Below are 18,793 nucleotides of genomic sequence, written 5' to 3' on the forward strand. Positions count from 1 at the left end.
CGTATCGGAACGGACCCAGACGCCACAGTGGCACGAGCGGGGTAGCCGGCCCACCGACGGTGGCGCCCGTCCTCGACGGGCCGCGCGAATTGTGGCAAACACTGGTATTATGCGTGATTAGCAGAGTCCTAAAATCGACTACGAATGTTCGCACATATGCCGAAAAACGTGTTGATAACTGGTTGTTGTGGCGACATCACTATTGGATCTGGAACTTCTGAATCGGTGCGATGACCGTGGGCGAGCAACGGGTCCGAGCGGGGGCCGACGACGACCACGACGAGCAGATGATCGCGAACGCGGCCGGCGCACTGGACGTGGTCAGGACGGCGTCGGCGACCGTCGACGCGGAACTCGACGCGATCGCCGACGAAGCGAGCCGTCAGGTCGACGACGCGAACGCGGCGGTCGACGACGTGTCGTCGCTGTCGGCGACGATCGAGGAGGTCGCCGCGACGGCCACCGCGGTCAGCGAGCAGTCCGAGCGGGCCGCGTCGGAGGCGGCCGAGGGCCGGGAAGCGGCCGCGGGTGCCACCGAGGCGCTGCGGGAAGCCCGCGAGGCCGGAGCGGCGGCGCTCGAACGGATCGACGCGCTCACGACGCAGATCGACCGGATCGCCGAAGCGCTGGCGGGGATCGACGACATCGCCGACCAGACGAACATGCTCGCGCTGAACGCGAGCATCGAGGCCGCCCGCGCCGGCGACGGCAGCGACGGGTTCGCGGTCGTCGCAGAGGAGATCAAGTCACTCGCGGGCGAGTCCCAGTCACAGGCCGACGACATCGACGCGCTGTTGACGGACGTGCGGGCCGCGACCGACGAGACCGTCGCCCAGCTCGAACGGGCGGTCGAGCGGATAGACCGCGGGACCGGCCACGCCGAGGAGACTAAAGCCGCGTTCGACGACGTGACCGAGGCGGTCGAGGAGACCGCCGCCGATATCGGGTCGGTGTCGGCGGCGGCCGACGAACAGGCCGCTACGAGCGAGCGCGTCGCCGCGACCGTCGAGGCCGTCGCGTCGAGCGCCGAGAGCGTCGAGCGCGACATCGAGACGATCCGCGACGCTCGCGGCGAACAGACCGAGATGCTCTCGGAGGTCGAGGACGCACTCGACAGCGTCGCCGGGTCGCGCGAGCGCGAACTCGCCGAGGCGGAGCGGATACCCACCGGCATCGACGGCGTCGACGGGCTCTGTGAAGGCGGGATCGCGCAGGGCAGCCGGGCGGTCGTCCGCCACGACGGGTCCGCGCCGGTCGGGCGGTTCGTCGCCCAGCTCTGTGCAGCCGCGATCGCCGACGGGCGGGCGGTGTCGCTGTCGCCCCCACCCGGGTTCGACCGGGCGACGCTCGACGCCGCGCTGGACGCCGTCGGAACCGGCGTCGAGGAGGCGCTCGCTGCCGACCGACTGTTCGTGCTGGACATGTTCGACGACTGGGCCGGCGACTCCAACGTGTTCGACCTCGACCGCCGGTCGCTGGGCGATGTCAACGAGCGCAGCGCCGAGCGGCGCGACCGGCCGCTCCTCGTGGTCGGGAACGTCGCCGGCGAGATCGAGGTCCTGGGCGAGCGGGCCGCTAGAGCCGCTCGGTACGACAACGACGACGGCGTCCTCGAGCCGACGGACACGGTCGTCAACGTGGTCGACGACGACGCGGTCAGCGACTCCTTCGCCGCCTTCTACGCCGGCGCGGCCGACCAGGTCCTGTCGCTGACCGCCGGCGACGGACGACCGACCGTCGAACTCGCGACCGCCGTCGACGGGACCGGTGGTGCGACCCGTCCGTTGACCGCGTCGCGAGCGCCCCCGTTCCTCACCGTCGCCGACGAGGAACCGTGACGAGCGACGACCGGGCCGTCGACCGGTTCGAAGCGCTGTTCGACCTCATCGGCGACGCCGTCGTCGAGGTGGAAGTCGTGGACATGCGACCGGTCGTCCGCGCGGTCAACCCCGGGTTCGAGTCGGTGTTCGGCTGGTCGGCCGAGACCGTCGTCGGCGAGTCGCTCAACGACTTCGTCGTCCCGGAGGGCCGTGCCGAACAGGCGGTCGACTTCGACCAGCGGACCGCCGACGGGAAGGTCAACAGCGACACGGTGACCCGCCGAACGGCCGACGGACTCCGCCAGTTCATCTACCGCGGGATCCCCTACGAGCGCGACGACGGCGGCCGGGGCGGGCTGGCCATCTACACCGACATCACAGAGCAGAACCGCCGCAAGCGCCACCACGCGGTCGTCCATCGCGTGCTCCGCCACAACCTCCGCAACGCGCTGACGGTCATCCTCGGGAGCGTGACCGAGATCGAACGCATGACCGACGGGCCGGTCGCCGAGCAGGCCCGCCTCGCCCGTTCGGCGGCGCGGGATCTGGAGACGCTCAGCGACCGCGCGCGACTCGTCGAGCGCGCGTTCGACGACGATATCGACCGCCAGGTGGTCGATATCGCCGACCTGTCGCGCTCGGTGGCGACCGCGGCGCGTTCGGTGAGCGAGTCGGCGACGATCGCGACGGAGTTCCCCGACCGGCTCCCGGTCCTCGCCGGCGGACCGCTCGAAGCCGCGCTGGAGAACCTCGTCTCCAACGCCGTGACCCACGGCGGCGACGCGCCCGCCGTTCGACTCGTCGGCCGGCGGACGGGCGACGCGGTCGAGATCGACGTCGTCGACGACGGCCCGGGGATCCCGGAGGAGGTCCGGACGGTGGTCTTCGCGGACCGACCGCTCACCCAGCTCTCTCACAGCACGGGACTCGGCCTCTGGCTGGCCAAGTGGGCCGTCGAGTCCTGCCACGGCCGTCTCGACTACCGACGGGTCGACGGCGAGACCGTCGTCCGCGTGACGCTCCCCGCCGTCGACGCGTCGTGACCAGTCGTCACCGCCGATGGTCGCCCGCTACAGCCGCCTGGCCACGTCCTCGGCGAAGTACGTGAGGATCAGGTCCGCGCCCGCCCGTTTGATCGACAGCAGCGACTCGTGGGCGACCGCGTCGAGGTCCAGCCACCCCTTCTCGGCGGCGGCGTGCAGCATCGCGTACTCCCCGGAGACGTTGTAGGCGGCGACCGGGTGGTCGAAGGTCTCGCGCACGTCCGCGACCACGTCCAGGTAGGCAAGCGCCGGCTTGATCAGCAACACGTCGGCCCCCTCTTCGACGTCGAGGGCGACCTCGCGCGTCGCCTCGCGGCCGTTGGCGGGGTCCATCTGGTAGTGGCGACGGTCGCCGAAGGCGGGCGCGCCGTCGGCGGCGTCGCGGAACGGGCCGTAGAAGGCGGACTCGTACTTGGCGGCGTAGCTCATGATCGGGAGCGACTCGAACCCGTGGTCGTCCAGCGCGGTGCGGATGGCCCCGACCATCCCGTCGGTCATGCTGGAGGGCGCGACCATGTCCGCACCGGCCTCGGCGTGGGAGACGGCGGTCTTCGCCAGCAGCTCCAGGGTGCGGTCGTTGTCGACGGTCATGTGCGGGTCCGCGCGGGCTCCCGATTCTATCGCCCCGCAGTGGCCGTGGTCGGTGTACTCGCAGAGGCACACGTCGGTGATCACGTAGGCGTCGGTCTCCTCGACGATCCGGCGGACGGCGCGCTGGACGACGCCGTCGTCGGCCCACGCCCGCGATCCCTCGGCGTCCTTCGACTCGGGGACCCCGAAGACGATGACGGCCTCGACGCCCGTCTCGCGGACTTCTCGGACGCGCTCGGCGGCCTGGTCGACCGGCACGCGCGTGTGGCCGGGCATCGACCCGATCGGTACCCGCTCGTCGGTCGTCGCGTCGACGAACACGGGGGCGACGAGGTCCGACGCCGAGAGTTCGGTCTCTCGCACGAGCGAGCGGACACCGTCGCTACGGAGGCGACGGGGTCGGTGTGACATGTCCATACCCCCGTTCGGCGTCTCGGGCTAATCAGGGTAGCGACTGGCCGACTTCCGGCTCCGACGACGGGCGAGCGGAAGACATTTGACCGATACGCTCGGACCGTTCGGGTGAATGGCATCACTGGACTCGACCCGTCGGTCCCGGCTGCGCGGGTTCGCCGAGGACTACGGGTTGATCGTCGTCGCCGGCTTCTTCTTCCTGCTGGCGGTCGCCGGCGCCGTCCTGTTCGTCTTCGGCGACGAGCAGTTCGCCCAGCGGATCATCGACACCTACGGCCTGCCCGCCTTGCTCCCCATCTTCGTCCTCGAAGGCGCGATGCTGCTGTACTTCGCGCCCAGCGAGGCGCTCGTGCCCGGCGCCATCGAGTTCCTCGCCACCGAGCCCTCGGGGTACCAGTGGCCGACGATCGCGGCCATCTTCGTCGTCGCCACCGTCGGCGCGACGCTGGGCCAGGTCGCCCTGTTCCAGCTCGCCAAACGGGGCGGCCGCGAGTGGCTGCTGCAGAAACCGTGGTTCCGTATCGACGAGTCGAAACTCGACCGCTTCGACCGCTGGTTCGACCGCTGGGGCAAGTGGGCCGTGCCCGTCAGCAACGCCTTGCTGTTCACCCGCGGCATGCTCACGGTCCCCGCCGGCGTCGCCGAGATCGACACCCGCGAGTTCGCGGTCCTCTCGGCGGCCGGCACCGTCGTCTTCGAGGCCTGGCTCGCGCTGGCCTACCACTACGCCGTCTCGCTCGGGCTGCTCGACTTCTTCTGAGCGGCGACGACGAGACGGAGCCACACACCACCCCAACGCTTTCGCCGCGACCGTGCGAGTCGCCGGGTATGTCCGCTTCTGTCTTCCTCCAGGGCGGCGGCGTCTCGCTGCGCCCCGTCGAGGAGGCCGACTACGACTTCTTCCAGCGCAACGCCAACCATCCCGACGTACGCCCCGGTTTCGGCGGCGGTCGACCCGCGTCTGCCGACGACGTCGCCGGCCGCGTCGAGGAGATGCAGGACGACGACGAGGCAGAGACGTTCCTCGTCTGTGCCGAGGGCCCCAGAGCCGACGATTCGGCAGACGAGGCGGACGGCTCGCCGACCCGCGTCGGCGAGGTGTTCCTCTTCGACCTGTACGACGGTCGCGGGAGCGTCGAACTGGGGTACTGGATCGCGCCGGCTCACCAGGGCAACGGCTACGCCACCGCCGCAGCGGAGTTGGCCGTCGACTACTGTCTCATCGAGCGCCGGCTCCACAAGGTGAACGCGCGCGTCCTCGCGTTCAACGACGGGTCGCGTGCGGTGCTGGAGAAACTCGGCTTCGAGCGCGAGGGGTGCCGTCGCGACGACTTCTACGTCGCGGGCGAGTACGTCGACGCCGACCTGTACGGACTCCTCGCCGACGAGTGGGACGGTCTGGGCGCCGCAGACTCGGGGAGGAGTGCCTGATGCCCGGGCCGGTCTTCCTCCGTGGCGACCGCGTCACGCTCAGACCGCCCGAAGACGAGGACCTCGACTTCCTCCAGCGGAACCACAACGACCCCGCCGTCAGGCGGTCGATGCCGCGGGTCCACCCCCAGAACCGTGAGGCGACCCGCGAAGAGTACGTCGAGGGCGGCGACGGGACGGTCGGACTACTGGTCTGCGACGGCGACGGGGCAAACCCCGACCGTCTGGGGTTCTGCGCGCTGTTCGATATCGAGCGGACCTCAGGCCGTGGGGAGGTCGGCGCGTGGCTCGCCCCCGAGGCCCGGGGTGAGGGGCACGCGACCGAGGCCCTCTCGCTACTGGTCGACTACGCCTTCGCCGAGCGGCGGCTCGAACGCCTGAACGCCGGTCGGCTGGCGACCAACGGCCGGTCGGCGGCGCTGTTAGATCGGCTCGGCTTCGTCGCGGAGGGTCGCCGCCGCGGGTACTACTTCGTCGGCGGCGAGCGCGTCGACCGCGTCGAGTACGGCCTGCTCGGCGACGAGTGGGACGGCGCGTAGCGCCCGCCGCGTCGGTCACTCACCGGAGTCGGGGTCGGATTCGACGTCGGCGACCCGCTCGTCGACCCACTCGACGGCGCGCTCGACCGTCGCGGGGTCGGTCCCGGTCACCTTCACCCGACCGGGCTTGCCGCGACGGGCGGGGTAGCTCCCGACCGCCACGTCGAACCGCTCGCGCGCGCCGGCGAGCACGTCCTTCAGCGCGCCCTCGGGCGTCGCGGTCTCGACCGACGCGGAGACGGCGTCGCCCCCGAACTCCGCTGCTACCGAGTCGAACATCACCCGTAGCTCCTCGGGGAACCCCGGGAAGACGTAGACGTTCTCGACGACGCAGCCGGGGTTGAAGCTCTCGGCCGTCTGGAGCGGCCGGGCGCCCTCGGGTAGCGCCGCCGTCTCGTCGAGGTCCAGGTCGAAGTCGTGGGTCTCGTAGTACTCGGGGTCTTCCTCGCGGAACTGTCTCGCCTTCTCGGCGATCCGGTCGCGCACTTCGGGCTGGACCGTCAGGTCTCGATCGAACGCGTCGGCGACGGCCTCGACCGTCACGTCGTCGGGCGTGTCGCCCAGCCCGCCGGTGACGATCACGGCGTCGAACGAGTCGGCGAAGTCGCCGACCCACCGGGCGATCAGTGTGCGGTCGTCCGGGACGGTGAGCATCCGTGTGACCGTGGCACCGCGCTCGGTGAGCTGGCGAGCCAGCCACGTCGCGTTCGTGTTCTCCGTGTCCCCCGCGAGCAGTTCGTCGCCGACAGTGACGAGCGCGACTTCCATGGGAGCGTCCAAGGAGTAGAACGGGTAAACGCTACCGGGTCCGCGACGACGCTTCGCTCGTGTCGCGAGCGTCCCGGTCGGTTCTCGCCCGGCCGGGCGCCCGGAACTGTCGCCGGCCGATCCGGTGGGGTTTTCCCGGGGCTACACCTTCGTTCGGCTATGACCGAGCCGATCACCGAGCGCGTCGACGACCCCGAGACGGCACGGGAGTCCGGCCGCCGGAAGATGGAGTGGGCGCGCCAGCACATGCCGATCTGCGAGTCGCTGCGTGCCGACTTCGAGGAGAGCCAGCCGTTCGCCGACGAGGTCGTCGGCATGGCGATGCACGTCGAGGCCAAGACCGCGATCCTCGCGGAACTGCTCGCCGTCGGCGGTGCCGAGGTCGCCATCACCGGCTGTAACCCGCTGTCGACCCACGACGACGTGAGCGTCGCCCTCGACGCCGTCGAAGGCGTCACCTCCTACGCCGAGCGTGGCGTCGGCGACGAGGCGTACTACGCCGCCATCGAGGCGGTCATCGAGCACGAGCCGACGATCACCGTCGACGACGGGATGGACCTGGTCGCGGCGATCCACGAGGACTACCCGGAACTCATCGACTCCATCGTCGGCGGGTGCGAGGAGACGACGACCGGCGTCCACCGCCTGCGTGCGATGGACGACGACGGCGAGCTCGCCTACCCGATGTTCGCCGTCAACGACACGCCGATGAAGCGGCTGTTCGACAACGTCCACGGCACCGGCGAGTCCTCGCTGGCGTCGATCGCGATGACGACCAACCTCTCGTGGGCCGGCAAGACCGTCGTCGTCGCCGGCTACGGCCACTGCGGCAAAGGCGTCGCGAAGAAAGCCAGCGGCCAGAACGCCGACGTGGTCGTCACGGAGGTCGAGCCCCGCCGCGCGCTGGAGGCGCACATGGAGGGCTACGACGTACTCCCGATGGCCGAGGCCGCCGCCGAGGGCGACGTGTTTATCACGACCACCGGCAATCGCGACGTGATCGTCGACGAGCACTTCGAGGACATGCAGGACGGGGTCCTGCTGGCCAACGCCGGCCACTTCGACGTCGAGATCGATCTCGACGCGCTCTCCGAGATGGCGGTCGACAGCTACGAGGCCCGCGACGGCGTGCAGGCCTACGAGCTGGCCGACGGCCGTCGGCTGAACGTCCTCGCCGAAGGGCGGCTGGTCAACCTCGCGACGCCGATCGCGCTGGGCCACCCCGTCGAGGTGATGGACCAGAGCTTCGGCGTCCAGGCCGTCTGCGTCCGCGAACTGGTCGAGTCCGGTGAGGAGTACGAGCCGGGCGTCCACGACGTGCCCGACCGGCTGGACAAGGAGGTCGCGGAGATCAAGCTGGCGGCGGAGGGCGTGGAGTTCGACGCGCTGACGGAGACCCAGGCGGAGTACATGGGCTCCTGGCAGCACGGGACGTAGGGAGGTCGCGACCGCAGGGAGCGACCTCCGACGCGAGCGGGGAACGAAGTGACCCGCGAGCAGTAGCGAGGCGCGAACGAAGTGAGCGCCTCGAACCGGAGCGGCGTCCTGTCGAGCGCGAGCGAGACAGGGCTCGGAAGACGAACGCAGTGAATCTTCCGGCGAACGTCGGTGAGCCGCGGAGCGTAGGGAGGTCTTCGCGTCGCTCGGGTCGACAACGCGCGAGAAGCTCCGAAAGGTGTGCCGTAAGTGGGGCGACTACTCCCCCGAGCCGGTGAGACAGAACACGAGCGAGCCGTCGTCGAGGCCGGCGAGGCGGGTCTGTGCGGTGAAGGTGTCGCCGCCGTCGGTCTCACAGACGGTGCCGCCGGTCCACTGCCAGTCGTCGCGGACGGTCTCCAGCGCGGTGGATTCGAGGCGCTCGACCTCGTCGTCGGGGAAACACTCGCGCCACGGGTGGCCGAGCAGGTCGTCGGGAGCGGTACCGAAGCGGCTGGCGAACACCCGGTTGACGAACGCGAACGCGCCGTCGGGGCCGACGACGGCGACGGCGTCGCCGGTGGCCTCGATGGCGGTCAGGCTGCGCTCGGCGGTCCGCATCGTGCGGTGGTGGTGAACGAGCCGTCGGATCCGCCCGGCGAGGATCGACATGGTCACCGCGGGGTTGTCCTTCCGGAGGAACTCGGTCCACGTCGACTCGGGGAACCCCTCGGCGATGTCGGCCCGTTCGGACCCGGCGAAGAGGACGAACGGCAGCGTCGGTGCCCGTTCGCGCACCTCCGAGAGGAACTCGAGGCCGTTCGTCCCGGGCATGTCGTAGTCGCTGACGACGCAGTCGACGGCGTCGAGATAGTCGAGCGCGTCGGCCGGCGCCGTCTCGGTCCGGACCGTCAGGTCGTCGTGTTCGGAGAGGTGGGCCGCTGTCAGGTCCAGGTAGTCGCGGTCGTCGTCGACGCAGACCACGTCGATCGACTCGTCGCTGCTCGCCGGTGCGTTCTCCGTCGCCGCAGCGATGTCTTCTATCACGGCTGTCATTCCCGTTCGTGTCGGTGCGCCGCCGCCCCCGGCGGCGCGTCGGTCGTCCGCCCGACCCGTTCGGTCCGTTCGGTCCGTTCGGTCCGTTCGGTCCGCCCGACCCGTTCGGTCCGTTCGGTCCGCCCGACCCGTTCGGTCCGTTCGGTCCGTTCGGTCGCCGCCCCGCTCCCCACGGCCCCCGGACGCCTCATTGCTCGATCTGTTCGGTCACGTCCGACTGGATCCAGGCGTGTTCGTTCTCGGGGTCGGCGATCATCGCCAGGCGGGTGTCGCCCACGTCGTACTCCTCGTAGGTCTCGCGGATCGCGCCCGCCGCGTCCTCGGTCGAGCCCGTCGACGACATCTCAGGCCCCTCCCGCGCCGTCCACGGTGACGGTTCCGTCGCCGTCGACGACGACGCTGTGGCCGTCGTACTCGAACTCCACGGTCGCGCTCGCACCGCTCTCGTAGAGCGCGTCCAGCGCGTCCGTGTCCACGACCTCGTACAGCGGCGGCTCCATCGTCAGCGGGTCGGTCCCGGTCACGTCGGCTATCGTCTCGATCACGTCGATGCTTATCTGCTCGCCGGGCTCTTGCACTGCCATACCGTCCATTCTATCTTTCGGTAGGGCGACAACTGGTATCCGACTGTCCGCTACGTGCATACCGCGAGCCCCGAACTGGGGGCAATATGTATAGTGTCTCCCTCTGCACGACGAACCGGCGACGTGGCTCACCCTCCTCGGGGCGATCCGGTGGGGCAGATCCGGGGTGGAACCCCGGGCCGATCGGACTGGCCCGCGGCGGGGCGGGCGATACGTATCAGCTGACGGGGACCAACCGTTAATTGCGCGCCGTTTCAATACCCGCCAATGGACGCAGGTTCGCTCCGCGACGCCGTCACAGGCTGGGGCGTCGCGGACAGGGGGAGTACCATCGCCAGAGGGGGGGCCGGACGCGTTCCGGGTCGGCCGTCGGGCGTCGGTGCCGTGTTCGTCGCGGTCGCAGTCGCCACGCTCGCGGCGGTCACGGGACTCGTCACCGTCGACGTGGCCCCGTCGCTCCGGTCGGCCGGTCCACTCGCCGGCCTTCTGGGGACGGGGCTGCTCGGGCTCGCGGTGTCGGGCGACCGCGACGACGGGGTCGCCGAACTGGTCGCGGACGTCGAACGGGTCCGCGACGGCGAGGACGTGACCTTCGAGACCGACCGGGCGGACGGCCTGGGCGATCTCGCCGAGGCCGTCGAGGGCCTGGCCGAGGACCTCCGCGAGTGCGAGCGCGAGCGATCGCTGCAGGAACGAGTCATCGAGTCGGCGCCGGTCGGGATCACGGTCGCCGACGTGACCGAACCGGACGAGCCGCTGGTCGCCGTCAACGACCGGTTCGAGGCGTTGACCGGCTACGACGAGTCGGAGTGTCTGGGTCGCAACTGTCGGTTCCTCCAGGGCGAGGACACCGACGAGGAGGCGGTCGCGCGGTTGCGGCGGGCGGTCGACGACGAGGCGACGGCGACGGTCGAACTGCGCAACTATCGGGCCGACGGCACCGAGTTCTGGAACCGGGTCCGGCTGGCGCCCGTGGCGGACGACGACGGCGAGGTGACCCACTACGTCGGCTTTCAGGAGGACGTGACAGATCGGGTCGAGCGGCAGGCGGAACTCGACCGCGAGCGGTCGCTGCTCGATTCGATCTTCGATCAGGTGCCGATCCACCTCTACGTCAAGGATCGGGACGGTCGCTACGAACGGGTCAGCAGCGCCTACCTCGAGGCGGCCTACGACTGGGACCCCGAGCGGGTCGTCGGCCAGACAGACCCCGAACTGTTCGACGACGAGCTGGCCGCGGAGAGCCACGCCGACGACCTCCGGGTCGTCGAGACGGGCGACCCGATCGTCGGCAAGGAGGAGTACGTGCCGGACGTCGAGGAGTGGAACCTCACGACGAAGGTGCCCTGGCGCGGCCCCGACGGGGCGGTCCGGGGGCTGTTCGGCGTCTCTCAGAAGATCACCGAACGCAAGCAGCGCGAGCGCGACCTCGCGCGGTACCGAGAGTACACCGACGAGATCCTCGACGCGATCGACGACGTGTTCTACGTGCTCGACGCCGACGGCGACGTCGTCCGGTGGAACGAGACGCTCACCGAGGTGACCGGCTACGACGACGCCGAGATCGACGACATGCAAGCGACGGACTTCGTCGTCGAGGCCGACCGCGAGGCGGTCGAACGCGGGATCGCGAACATCGACGATCTGGCGGGCGTCCCGCTGGAGGCTCGCTTCGAGACGAAAGGGGGTGAGGTGATCCCCTTCGAGATCGTCGCTTCGCCGATGGAGAATCCGGACGGCGAACGGGTCGTCTCCGGTATCGCTCGCGACATCACCGAACGCAAAGCCGCCGAGGAGCGACTGCGCGACCGCGAGCGCCGGCTGCAGGAGTACCGCGAGTACACCGAGGACGTCCTCGACGCGATCGACGACGTGTTCTACGTGTTCGACGACACCGGAGCGATCCAGCGCTGGAACGACACCGTCGCGGAGGTGACCGGCTACGACGACGAGACGATCGCCGAGATGCACGGGACCGACTTCTTCCCCGAGCACGCCCGCGAGGACGTGGTCGAGGCGATCGGGTCGGTCTTCGAGGACGGCGAAGAGCGCGTCGACGCGCCCGTGCTGACCAGCGACGGCGAGGAGATCCCCTACGAGTTCGTCGCCTCCATGCTGGAGACCCCCGACGGCGACGCCGTCCTCGTCGGTATCGGTCGGGACGTCTCCGAGCGGAAGGCCCGCGAGCGGGAACTGCGCGCGACCAAAGAGCGCATGCAGAAGTTCGTCGAGACGTCGCCGGTCGGGGTGGTCGCGACCGATCCGGAGGGGACGATCACCCTGTGGAACGACGCGATGGCCGATATATTCGGCTGGTCGGCCCCGGAGACGCTGGGCGAACCGTACCCCGCGGTGCCCGCCGACCGCGACGACGAGATCCGCCAGCGCGTCCTCGCCGGCGAGTCGTTCAGACAGGTCGAACGCGAGCGCATCCGCAAGGACGGCGAGCGTATCGACATCTCGCTGTCGACCGCGCCCATCCGAGACGACCAGGGGGAGGTCACCGAACTCGTCGGGTACGTCGAGGACATCACCGACCGGAAAGAGCGCGAACGCGAGCTCGAGCGGACGAAAGACTTGCTCCAGCAGGCCGGCCGTATCGCCGCTATCGGCGGCTGGGAGCTCGATCTCACCGGATCCGAGCGGGAGATGACCTGGACGGACGAGCTCTACCGGCTCCACGGGATCGCACCGGACACGGACATCGACCTGGAGACCGCCGTCGGGTTCTACCACCCCGACGACCGCGAGCGCATCCGCGGGTACTTCCGGCGCGCCGTCGAGGTCGGCGAGAGCTACGACATGGAGGTGCGCCTGGAGACCGACGAGTCGCTCCGCTGGGTGCGCGCCATCGGCGAGCCCGTCCGCGACGACGACGGCGAGGTCGTCCGTGTTCGCGGTTCCATCCAGGACATCACCGCGCAGAAGGAGCGCGAACTCGCCCTGCAGTCGCTCCACGAGGCCACGCGGGACCTGCTGGGCGTCGAGACCGACGCCGAGACGGCCGAACTCGTCGTCGACACCGCCCAGTCCGTGCTCGACGTAGCGGGGGTCGCCGTCTACCTGCTCGACGACACGGCCAACCACCTCGACGCCGTCGCCTGCTCGGAGGGATTCGAGCGGCTCTGCGACGCGGCGCCGGTCGGCGCCGGCGCGGCGGACTCGTTGCTGTGGAACACGTACGTCACCGGGACGCCGACGGTGTTCGACGACACCGGGACCGTCGCCGAGTCGCAGGTGTTCGGCTCGGCGGTCAGCGGGGGGTTGCTCGTCCCGGTCGGCGACCACGGCGTGTTCGTCGTCGCCACCGAGGACCGGGCGGTCGGCGGGTCGACCCGCCAGCTCGCGGAGACGCTCGTCGCGACGACCGAGGCGGCCTTCGACCGCCTGGCCAGCGAGCGGACGCTCCGTGAGCGCGACGCCGAACTCGCCGAGCAGAACGCCCGGCTGCGCCGCCAGATCGGGATCACCGACCTCATCCGGCGGATCGACCAGTCGCTCATCCAGGCCGAGTCCCGCGAGGCCATCGAGGCGGCGGTCTGCGACCGCCTCGTCGAGAGCGACGACGTGGCCTTCGCGTGGATCGGCGGCCTCGACGCGGCGGGCGAGCGCGTCGAACCGTCGGCCTGGGCCGGCGAGGGTGCCGAGTACCTCGACGCGGTCGATCTCGCGCTCGGCGGCGACGAGCCCGCCGCCAGGACGGCCGCCGCCGAGGCGCCGACGGTCGTCGGCAACGTCGTCGACGACCTCCAGCGAGAGGACTGGCGCAAGGCCGCGCTCGCGCGGGAGTTCCACTCCGTCGTGAGCGTGCCGCTGGCCTTCGAGGAGTACTTCTACGGCGTGCTCACGGTGTACGCGTCGGAACCGGACGACTTCGGCGATCTCGAACGCGAGGTGTTCGCCGAGCTCGGCGAGAACATCGCCCACTCGATCAGCGCCGTCGAGACCCAGCGGGCGCTGCACACCGACCAGCGGGTCGAACTCTCCCTGTCGTTCGACGCGGGCGACGACGTGCTCGGTCGACTGGCTCGCACGGCCGACTGCAGCGTCGCCTTCGAGGGGCTGGCCACCGACTCCGAGTCGGAGACCGGCCTGTTCCTCACCACCGCGGGCGCGTCCGTCGAGTCGGTGACCGACGCGCTGGACGCGCTCGTCTCCGTCGGTGACTACCGGCTGGTCGGCGAGCCCGCGGTCGACGGCGACGGGGCGGACGGAGGGGCCGACGCCGAGACGAGCGCGCTGTTCGAGGTGACCGTCGACGGCGACTCCCTCCCCGCGGCGCTCGTTCGCCACGGGGCCGACCCGCGGTCGCTCCGGGCCGATCCCGACGGGATCGAGGCGGTCGTCGACGTGTCGGCGGCGACGGAGGTACGGGCGTTCGTCGAGATGCTCGGCGAGACCCATCCCGGCGTCGAACTGACGAGCCGGCGGACCGTCGACCGCTCCGACGACCGCGAGCGCCGGGCCGGCTCGGCGTTCGAGGCGCTGACCGACCGCCAGCTGGAGGTGCTGCGGACGGCCTACTACGCCGGCTTCTTCGAGTGGCCCCGCACCTCTACCGGCGAGGACGTGGCCGAGATGCTCGACGTGAGCCAGCCCACCGTCAACCGCCACCTCCGCGTCGGCCAGCAGCGCCTGCTCGACCGGCTGTTCGACGAGCACACCGTCGCCGCCGACGCCGACTGACGGCGACGGCCGTCGACCTCTCCCCGTCGCCCCACGCCGCGACGCGGTGTCGACCCCTCCCACGCCGCCGGAACCTTCAGGCGACCTCGCTCCCCACTCGGAGTATGTCCGACGACTCGCTCGGGAGTCCGGCCGAGGACGCCAGCAACGAGTGGGACCCCGAGGCCTACGACGACGACACCGGCTTCGTCCACGAGTACGGCGGCTCCGTCGTCGAGTTGCTCGACCCGCGACCCGGTGAGACCGTCCTCGACCTGGGTTGCGGGACCGGCCACCTCACCGCCGACATCGCCGAGCGCGTCGGCGGGTCGGGCGTCGCGGTCGGCGTCGACGCCTCGGCCGAGATGGTCGAACGGGCCCGGGAGACCTACCCCGAGCGCCGGTTCGTCGTCGCCGACGCCCGCGAGTACGCGCCCGACCGGCCGTTCGACGCCGTCTTCTCCAACGCCGCGCTGCACTGGATCCCCCGCGAGGACCAGCCCGCCGTCGCCGAGCGCGTCGCGGCTCTGCTGGAGCCGGGCGGCCGGTTCGTCGCCGAGCTGGGCGGGACGGGGAACGTGAGCACAGTCGTCGACGCGACGCTCGCGGAAGTTCGCGAGCGCGGCCACGAGGCCGACCACCCGTGGTACTTCCCAACCGTGGGCGAGCACGCAGCCGTGCTGGAGTCGGCCGGCTTCGAGGTGCGGCTCGCGCGGCTGTTCGACCGCCCGACCGAACTTGCGGGGGGCCGCGAGGGGCTTGCGAACTGGCTCGACGTGTTCGGCGACTCGCTCTTTGCGGATCTGGACGACGCGGAGACGGACGCGGTCGTCTCGGCCGTCGAGGACCGCCTGCGCGACGACCTGTTCGACGCCGACACCGGAACGTGGACCGCCGACTACCGCCGGCTGCGGTTCGTCGCCGTCCGCGAGTAGCTCACGGTTCGGACGGCACGCGGGTCGGGCGGCGAGTACGAGCACGAAGGGTACCGTTTCGGGTGGAACGAGCCCGGAACCGACGCCGAGACGACGCGACGAGCCCCGACTGCGCCGCGGTCCCGAACCGGCCACCACTTCCGCGCCGTGGCGGGCCGTTATGTGCGGGGCGGGTCCATCGCCGGTGATGTCGACCGAAGACCAGGACCGTGGACCGCGGATGGAGCTGACGACCGTCTACGTCGGTGTCGAGGACATGGGCCGGGCACTCGACTTTTACGAGTCGCTGTTCGGGACGGCGCCCGCGCAGGTCGACGAGCGGTTCTCGACGTTCGCGTTCGACGGCGTCGACTTCGGGCTCTACGACGCGAGCGCCGACGGCGGGTCCGTCGAGTTCGGCGACAACTGCGTCCCGAACTTCGAGGTCGAAGACGTGGACGCGGCGTTCGAGCGGGTCTCCGAGCTGGCGCCCGAGGTCGTCCACGGGATCGTCGATACCGACGGCTACCGCTGTTTCCACGTCCGCGACACGGAGGGAAACGTCGTCGAGATCTTCGGCGTCGACTCGAAGTGACGGCCTCCGGGGGTCCCCGGGCCCGTGGATTTAAATCCGAACGGGCGACCAGCCCGGCGCGTGACCGACGGCGCTCCCGCACCGGCTCGACCACCTCTCGCCAGCGACCGCGCCGCGACGCCGGTCGTCGGGGTCGTCCTGCTGGTCGGGCTGACGGTCCTGCTCGCGTCGGTCGTGGCGGCGACGGTCGGGTTCGAGAGCGCTCGCTCGGAGCCGGCGCCGCAGGTCCGCCTGGACGCCGAGCTGTCGGCGACCGACGGCTGGCCCGAGGGCCAGCGACTCCGATTCGTCCACGAGGGCGGGGACACGCTGGCGGTCGCGGAGCTGGCCGTCGTCGTGGAATTCGAGCGCACGGGCGCTCGAGCGCGGCTCTCGGGGTTTCCGACGCGGCGACTCACCGACGACCACCGCCGGGGCGCGGATCTGTTCGACCGGACGTACGCGGGCATCGACGGGGAATTAGACGCCGCTCACACCGACGAGCGGTGGACTGCGGGCGAGACGGCCTCGGTCCGGATCGCCCAGGGCGAACTGGACGTGCGACCGGGCGACCACGCGGCGGTCCGAGTGATCCACCGCCCGTCCGGCGCGCAACTCGTCGACGTCGAGGTGCGGGCGTCGTGAGGCGTCGAGTCGGCAGTCTCCGGCGTTGGCTGGACGATCACGGGACCGGAGGTGCGTTCTCGCTCGAAACAGACAGGAAGCGCGTGTTTCTCGATCATGTGAAGGTCCGGTATGACAAGTCTTAATTTCGCGCCCCGTCAACTCATGGCGTCGATGGGTATACCCGCAGTGGCGTGGTCACAAGCGATCCCCGCCGCACAGCAGACGATCGACGTGTTCGGGCTTCAGCTGCAGGAGAGCGCCATCATCATCACCGGCTCGCTCACGATCGTCGTCCTGATCGGGCTGTCGGCGTTTTTCTCCTCGTCGGAGATCGCGATGTTCTCGCTGCCGGCCCACCGGATCGAAGCGCTCGTCGAAGACGGGCGCCGCGGTGCGAGAACGCTCAAGGGGCTCAAGGACGACCCTCACCGCCTGCTGATCACTATCCTCGTCGGTAACAACCTGGTCAACATCGCGATGTCGTCGATCGCCACGGGGATTCTCGCGCTGGCGACCGGGAGCCAGGGCCAGGCGGTCCTGCTGTCGACGTTCGGGATCACGGCCATCGTCCTGTTGTTCGGCGAGAGCGCACCCAAGTCCTACGCCGTCGAGAACAGCGAGTCGTGGTCGCTGCGGATCGCCCGCCCGCTGAAGATGGCCGAGTACGTGCTGTTGCCGCTGATCGTCCTGTTCGACTACCTCACCCGGATCGTCAACAAGGTGACCGGCGGCCGCTCGGCCATCGAGGAGTCATACGTCACCCGCGAGGAGATCCGCGAGATGATCGAGACCGGCGAGCGCGAGGGCGTCCTCGACGAGGAGGAGCGGGAGATGCTCCAGCGCACGCTCCGGTTCAACAACACGATCGCCAAGGAGGTCATGACGCCGCGCCTGGACATGGACGCCATCTCGACCGACGCCTCCGTCGACGAGGCTATCGAGCAGTGCATCCACAGCGGCCACGCTCGCATCCCCGTCTACGAGGGGAGTCTGGACAACGTCATCGGTGTCGTCAACATCCGCGACCTCGTCCGCGACCGCAACTACGGCGAGGCCGGGGGCGACGGACTGGAACTCGAAGACCTCATCCAGCCGACCCTGCACGTCCCCGAGTCGAAGAACGTCGACGATCTGTTGACCGAGATGCGCAAGGAGCGGTTGCACATGGTCATCGTCATCGACGAGTTCGGGACCACCGAGGGGCTCGTGACGATGGAAGACCTGACCGAGGAGATCGTCGGCGAGATCCTCGAGGGCGGCGAGGAGGAGCCGATCGAGTACGAGGGCGACGACACGGTCGTCGTCAAGGGCGAGGTCAACATCGAGGAGGTCAACGAGGCGCTCGACATCGACATCCCCGAGGGCGAGGAGTTCGAGACCATCGCCGGGTTCATCTTCAACCTCGCCGGTCGCCTCGTCGAGGAGGGCGAGGTGATCGACTACGACGGCGTCGAGATCGCCGTCGAGGCCGTCGAGAACACCCGTATCATGAAGGCCCGGGTCACCCGAACCGACGCCTACGACCCCGACGACACGCCCGACGAGGAGGACGTCGAAGCCGACGCGGACGAGGCCCAGCCCGAGTGAGCGCGACTCCGACTCTCCGGCGCCCGTGTGATCCGTCCCCGAACGCCTTCGTTTCCGCTGGAGATCCGCTCTATAGCGACCACGTCGGCCCGTTCGATAGACTCCGAGTTCCACGTCGGCGAAGGTGTGGCCGCGGTGGCTTCGCGTCCGGCTATCGGTCGATCTCGGCTCGACCGCTGGTGGCGCTGCGGATCCGGTCGCGCAGTGCGCTCCCCTCCTCGACGGGGACGCGCACGTCGAAGACGACCCGCTCGGCGTAGTCGGCGTCGAACTCGGCGGACTCGCTCTCGAAGATGCCCCTGACGGTGCCCGAATCGTCGTAGTCGACGACGACCGAGAACGTCTCGTGGGGGCGCTCGGTCGTCGTGCCGGCGGCGTCGAGGCCGTCCTTGACGGCGCGCGAATAGGAGCGGGCCAGGCCGCCGACGCCGAGGTTCGTCCCGCCGTAGTAGCGGGTGACGACGGCGACGACGTTCTCGATCTCCTCCTGCTGGAGGACGTTCAGCGCGGGGTCGCCGGCCGACCCGGAGGGCTCGCCGTCGTCGCTGGCCCACTCGCGGAACGGGTCGGCCCGCACGCGGTAGGCCGGCACGTTGTGGGTCGCGTCGGGGTACGCCTCGCGGACCTCGTCGACGAAGTGCTCGGCGGCGTCGACGGTCCGGGCGGGCGCGACGTGGCCGACGAACTCGGATCCACGCACCTCGAAGCGGGCCTCGCCGCGGCCGGCGACGGTCCGGTATGGCTCGCGCTGGCTCACGGTCACG

At 70.2% G+C, this 18,793-nt stretch carries 18 protein-coding genes; 11 read left to right on the forward strand and 7 right to left on the reverse strand.

Going from position 1 to position 18,793, the window contains the following annotated elements:
* The first annotated feature begins 230 nt into the window (after nt 1-230).
* Together I7X12_RS09950 and I7X12_RS09955 are read left to right on the forward strand one after the other, a co-directional pair.
* A complete protein-coding gene (locus I7X12_RS09950; protein ID WP_198063658.1) occupies nt 231-1,838 on the forward strand; it encodes a methyl-accepting chemotaxis protein in 1,608 nt (535 codons plus the stop codon).
* Nucleotides 1,835-2,863 (forward strand): ATP-binding protein, encoded by a 1,029-nt coding sequence (locus tag I7X12_RS09955; protein ID WP_198063659.1) that lies wholly within the window; start codon nt 1,835-1,837, stop codon nt 2,861-2,863. Before I7X12_RS09950 ends, I7X12_RS09955 begins: the two co-directional genes overlap by 4 nt.
* A gap of 27 nt (nt 2,864-2,890) precedes the next feature.
* On the opposite strand, the gene hemB is transcribed toward I7X12_RS09955, so the two are convergent.
* Nucleotides 2,891-3,871 carry a porphobilinogen synthase gene (gene hemB, locus I7X12_RS09960; RefSeq protein ID WP_198063660.1) on the reverse strand — a complete coding sequence of 327 codons (981 nt, stop codon included), beginning with the start codon at nt 3,869-3,871 and terminating at the stop codon, nt 2,891-2,893.
* 109 nt (nt 3,872-3,980) lie between these two features.
* Between hemB and I7X12_RS09965 the strand changes: the two genes are divergently transcribed.
* The 3 genes from I7X12_RS09965 (at nt 3,981) to I7X12_RS09975 (ending at nt 5,838) form a co-directional block, all read left to right on the forward strand.
* Entirely contained in the window at nt 3,981-4,628 is a 648-nt protein-coding gene (locus I7X12_RS09965; RefSeq protein ID WP_198063661.1) for a DedA family protein, read from the forward strand.
* A 68-nt stretch (nt 4,629-4,696) separates the two neighbouring features.
* Entirely contained in the window at nt 4,697-5,299 is a 603-nt protein-coding gene (locus I7X12_RS09970; protein ID WP_198063662.1) for a GNAT family N-acetyltransferase, read from the forward strand.
* Nucleotides 5,299-5,838, forward strand: coding sequence for a GNAT family N-acetyltransferase (locus tag I7X12_RS09975; protein ID WP_198063663.1), 540 nt, complete (start codon nt 5,299-5,301; stop codon nt 5,836-5,838). Before I7X12_RS09970 ends, I7X12_RS09975 begins: the two co-directional genes overlap by 1 nt.
* Nucleotides 5,839-5,853: 15 nt before the next feature.
* Here I7X12_RS09975 and I7X12_RS09980 read toward each other — a convergent pair whose 3' ends face one another.
* A complete protein-coding gene (locus I7X12_RS09980) occupies nt 5,854-6,606 on the reverse strand; it encodes a competence/damage-inducible protein A (protein WP_198063664.1) in 753 nt (250 codons plus the stop codon).
* Between the two features lie 159 nt (nt 6,607-6,765).
* Between I7X12_RS09980 and I7X12_RS09985 the strand changes: the two genes are divergently transcribed.
* The gene (locus tag I7X12_RS09985) at nt 6,766-8,043 is read left to right on the forward strand and encodes an adenosylhomocysteinase (RefSeq protein WP_198063665.1); all 1,278 of its coding nucleotides are present in this window, start codon (nt 6,766-6,768) and stop codon (nt 8,041-8,043) included.
* A gap of 258 nt (nt 8,044-8,301) precedes the next feature.
* On the opposite strand, the gene I7X12_RS09990 is transcribed toward I7X12_RS09985, so the two are convergent.
* From I7X12_RS09990 to I7X12_RS10005, 4 genes are read right to left on the reverse strand one after another with little or no spacing between them, the layout of a single operon-like run.
* Nucleotides 8,302-9,078 (reverse strand): response regulator, encoded by a 777-nt coding sequence (locus tag I7X12_RS09990; protein ID WP_198063666.1) that lies wholly within the window; start codon nt 9,076-9,078, stop codon nt 8,302-8,304.
* Nucleotides 9,075-9,269: a hypothetical protein gene (locus tag I7X12_RS09995; RefSeq protein WP_198063667.1), complete on the reverse strand. Its 195-nt coding sequence runs from the start codon at nt 9,267-9,269 to the stop codon at nt 9,075-9,077. The genes I7X12_RS09990 and I7X12_RS09995 overlap by 4 nt, the downstream gene beginning before the upstream one ends.
* On the reverse strand, nt 9,266-9,421 hold the full coding sequence (locus I7X12_RS10000; RefSeq protein WP_198063668.1) for a hypothetical protein: 156 nt from the start codon (nt 9,419-9,421) through the stop codon (nt 9,266-9,268). The genes I7X12_RS09995 and I7X12_RS10000 overlap by 4 nt, the downstream gene beginning before the upstream one ends.
* Nucleotide 9,422: 1 nt before the next feature.
* Complete coding sequence (locus I7X12_RS10005) at nt 9,423-9,662, reverse strand: HalOD1 output domain-containing protein (RefSeq protein ID WP_198063669.1); 240 nt, start codon at nt 9,660-9,662, stop codon at nt 9,423-9,425.
* Nucleotides 9,663-9,929: 267 nt separating this feature from the next.
* On the opposite strand from I7X12_RS10005, the gene I7X12_RS10010 reads away from it, so the two are divergent.
* The 5 genes from I7X12_RS10010 (at nt 9,930) to I7X12_RS10030 (ending at nt 18,029) form a co-directional block, all read left to right on the forward strand.
* Complete coding sequence (locus tag I7X12_RS10010; protein ID WP_198063670.1) at nt 9,930-14,348, forward strand: PAS domain S-box protein; 4,419 nt, start codon at nt 9,930-9,932, stop codon at nt 14,346-14,348.
* Nucleotides 14,349-14,452: 104 nt separating this feature from the next.
* On the forward strand, nt 14,453-15,262 hold the full coding sequence (locus I7X12_RS10015) for a class I SAM-dependent methyltransferase (protein WP_198063671.1): 810 nt from the start codon (nt 14,453-14,455) through the stop codon (nt 15,260-15,262).
* Nucleotides 15,263-15,449: 187 nt separating this feature from the next.
* Entirely contained in the window at nt 15,450-15,836 is a 387-nt protein-coding gene (locus I7X12_RS10020) for a VOC family protein (RefSeq protein WP_198063672.1), read from the forward strand.
* A 60-nt stretch (nt 15,837-15,896) separates the two neighbouring features.
* Nucleotides 15,897-16,460, forward strand: a complete 564-nt coding sequence (locus tag I7X12_RS10025; protein WP_198063673.1) for a type IV pilin — start codon at nt 15,897-15,899, stop codon at nt 16,458-16,460.
* A 153-nt stretch (nt 16,461-16,613) separates the two neighbouring features.
* Nucleotides 16,614-18,029: a hemolysin family protein gene (locus I7X12_RS10030; protein WP_198063674.1), complete on the forward strand. Its 1,416-nt coding sequence runs from the start codon at nt 16,614-16,616 to the stop codon at nt 18,027-18,029.
* 151 nt (nt 18,030-18,180) lie between these two features.
* On the opposite strand, the gene I7X12_RS10035 is transcribed toward I7X12_RS10030, so the two are convergent.
* Entirely contained in the window at nt 18,181-18,786 is a 606-nt protein-coding gene (locus I7X12_RS10035; protein ID WP_198063675.1) for an IMPACT family protein, read from the reverse strand.
* Nucleotides 18,787-18,793 lie beyond the last annotated feature (7 nt).

The sequence above is a fragment of the Halosimplex litoreum genome (assembly GCF_016065055.1).
GTDB classification, from domain to species: Archaea; Halobacteriota; Halobacteria; order Halobacteriales; family Haloarculaceae; genus Halosimplex; species Halosimplex litoreum.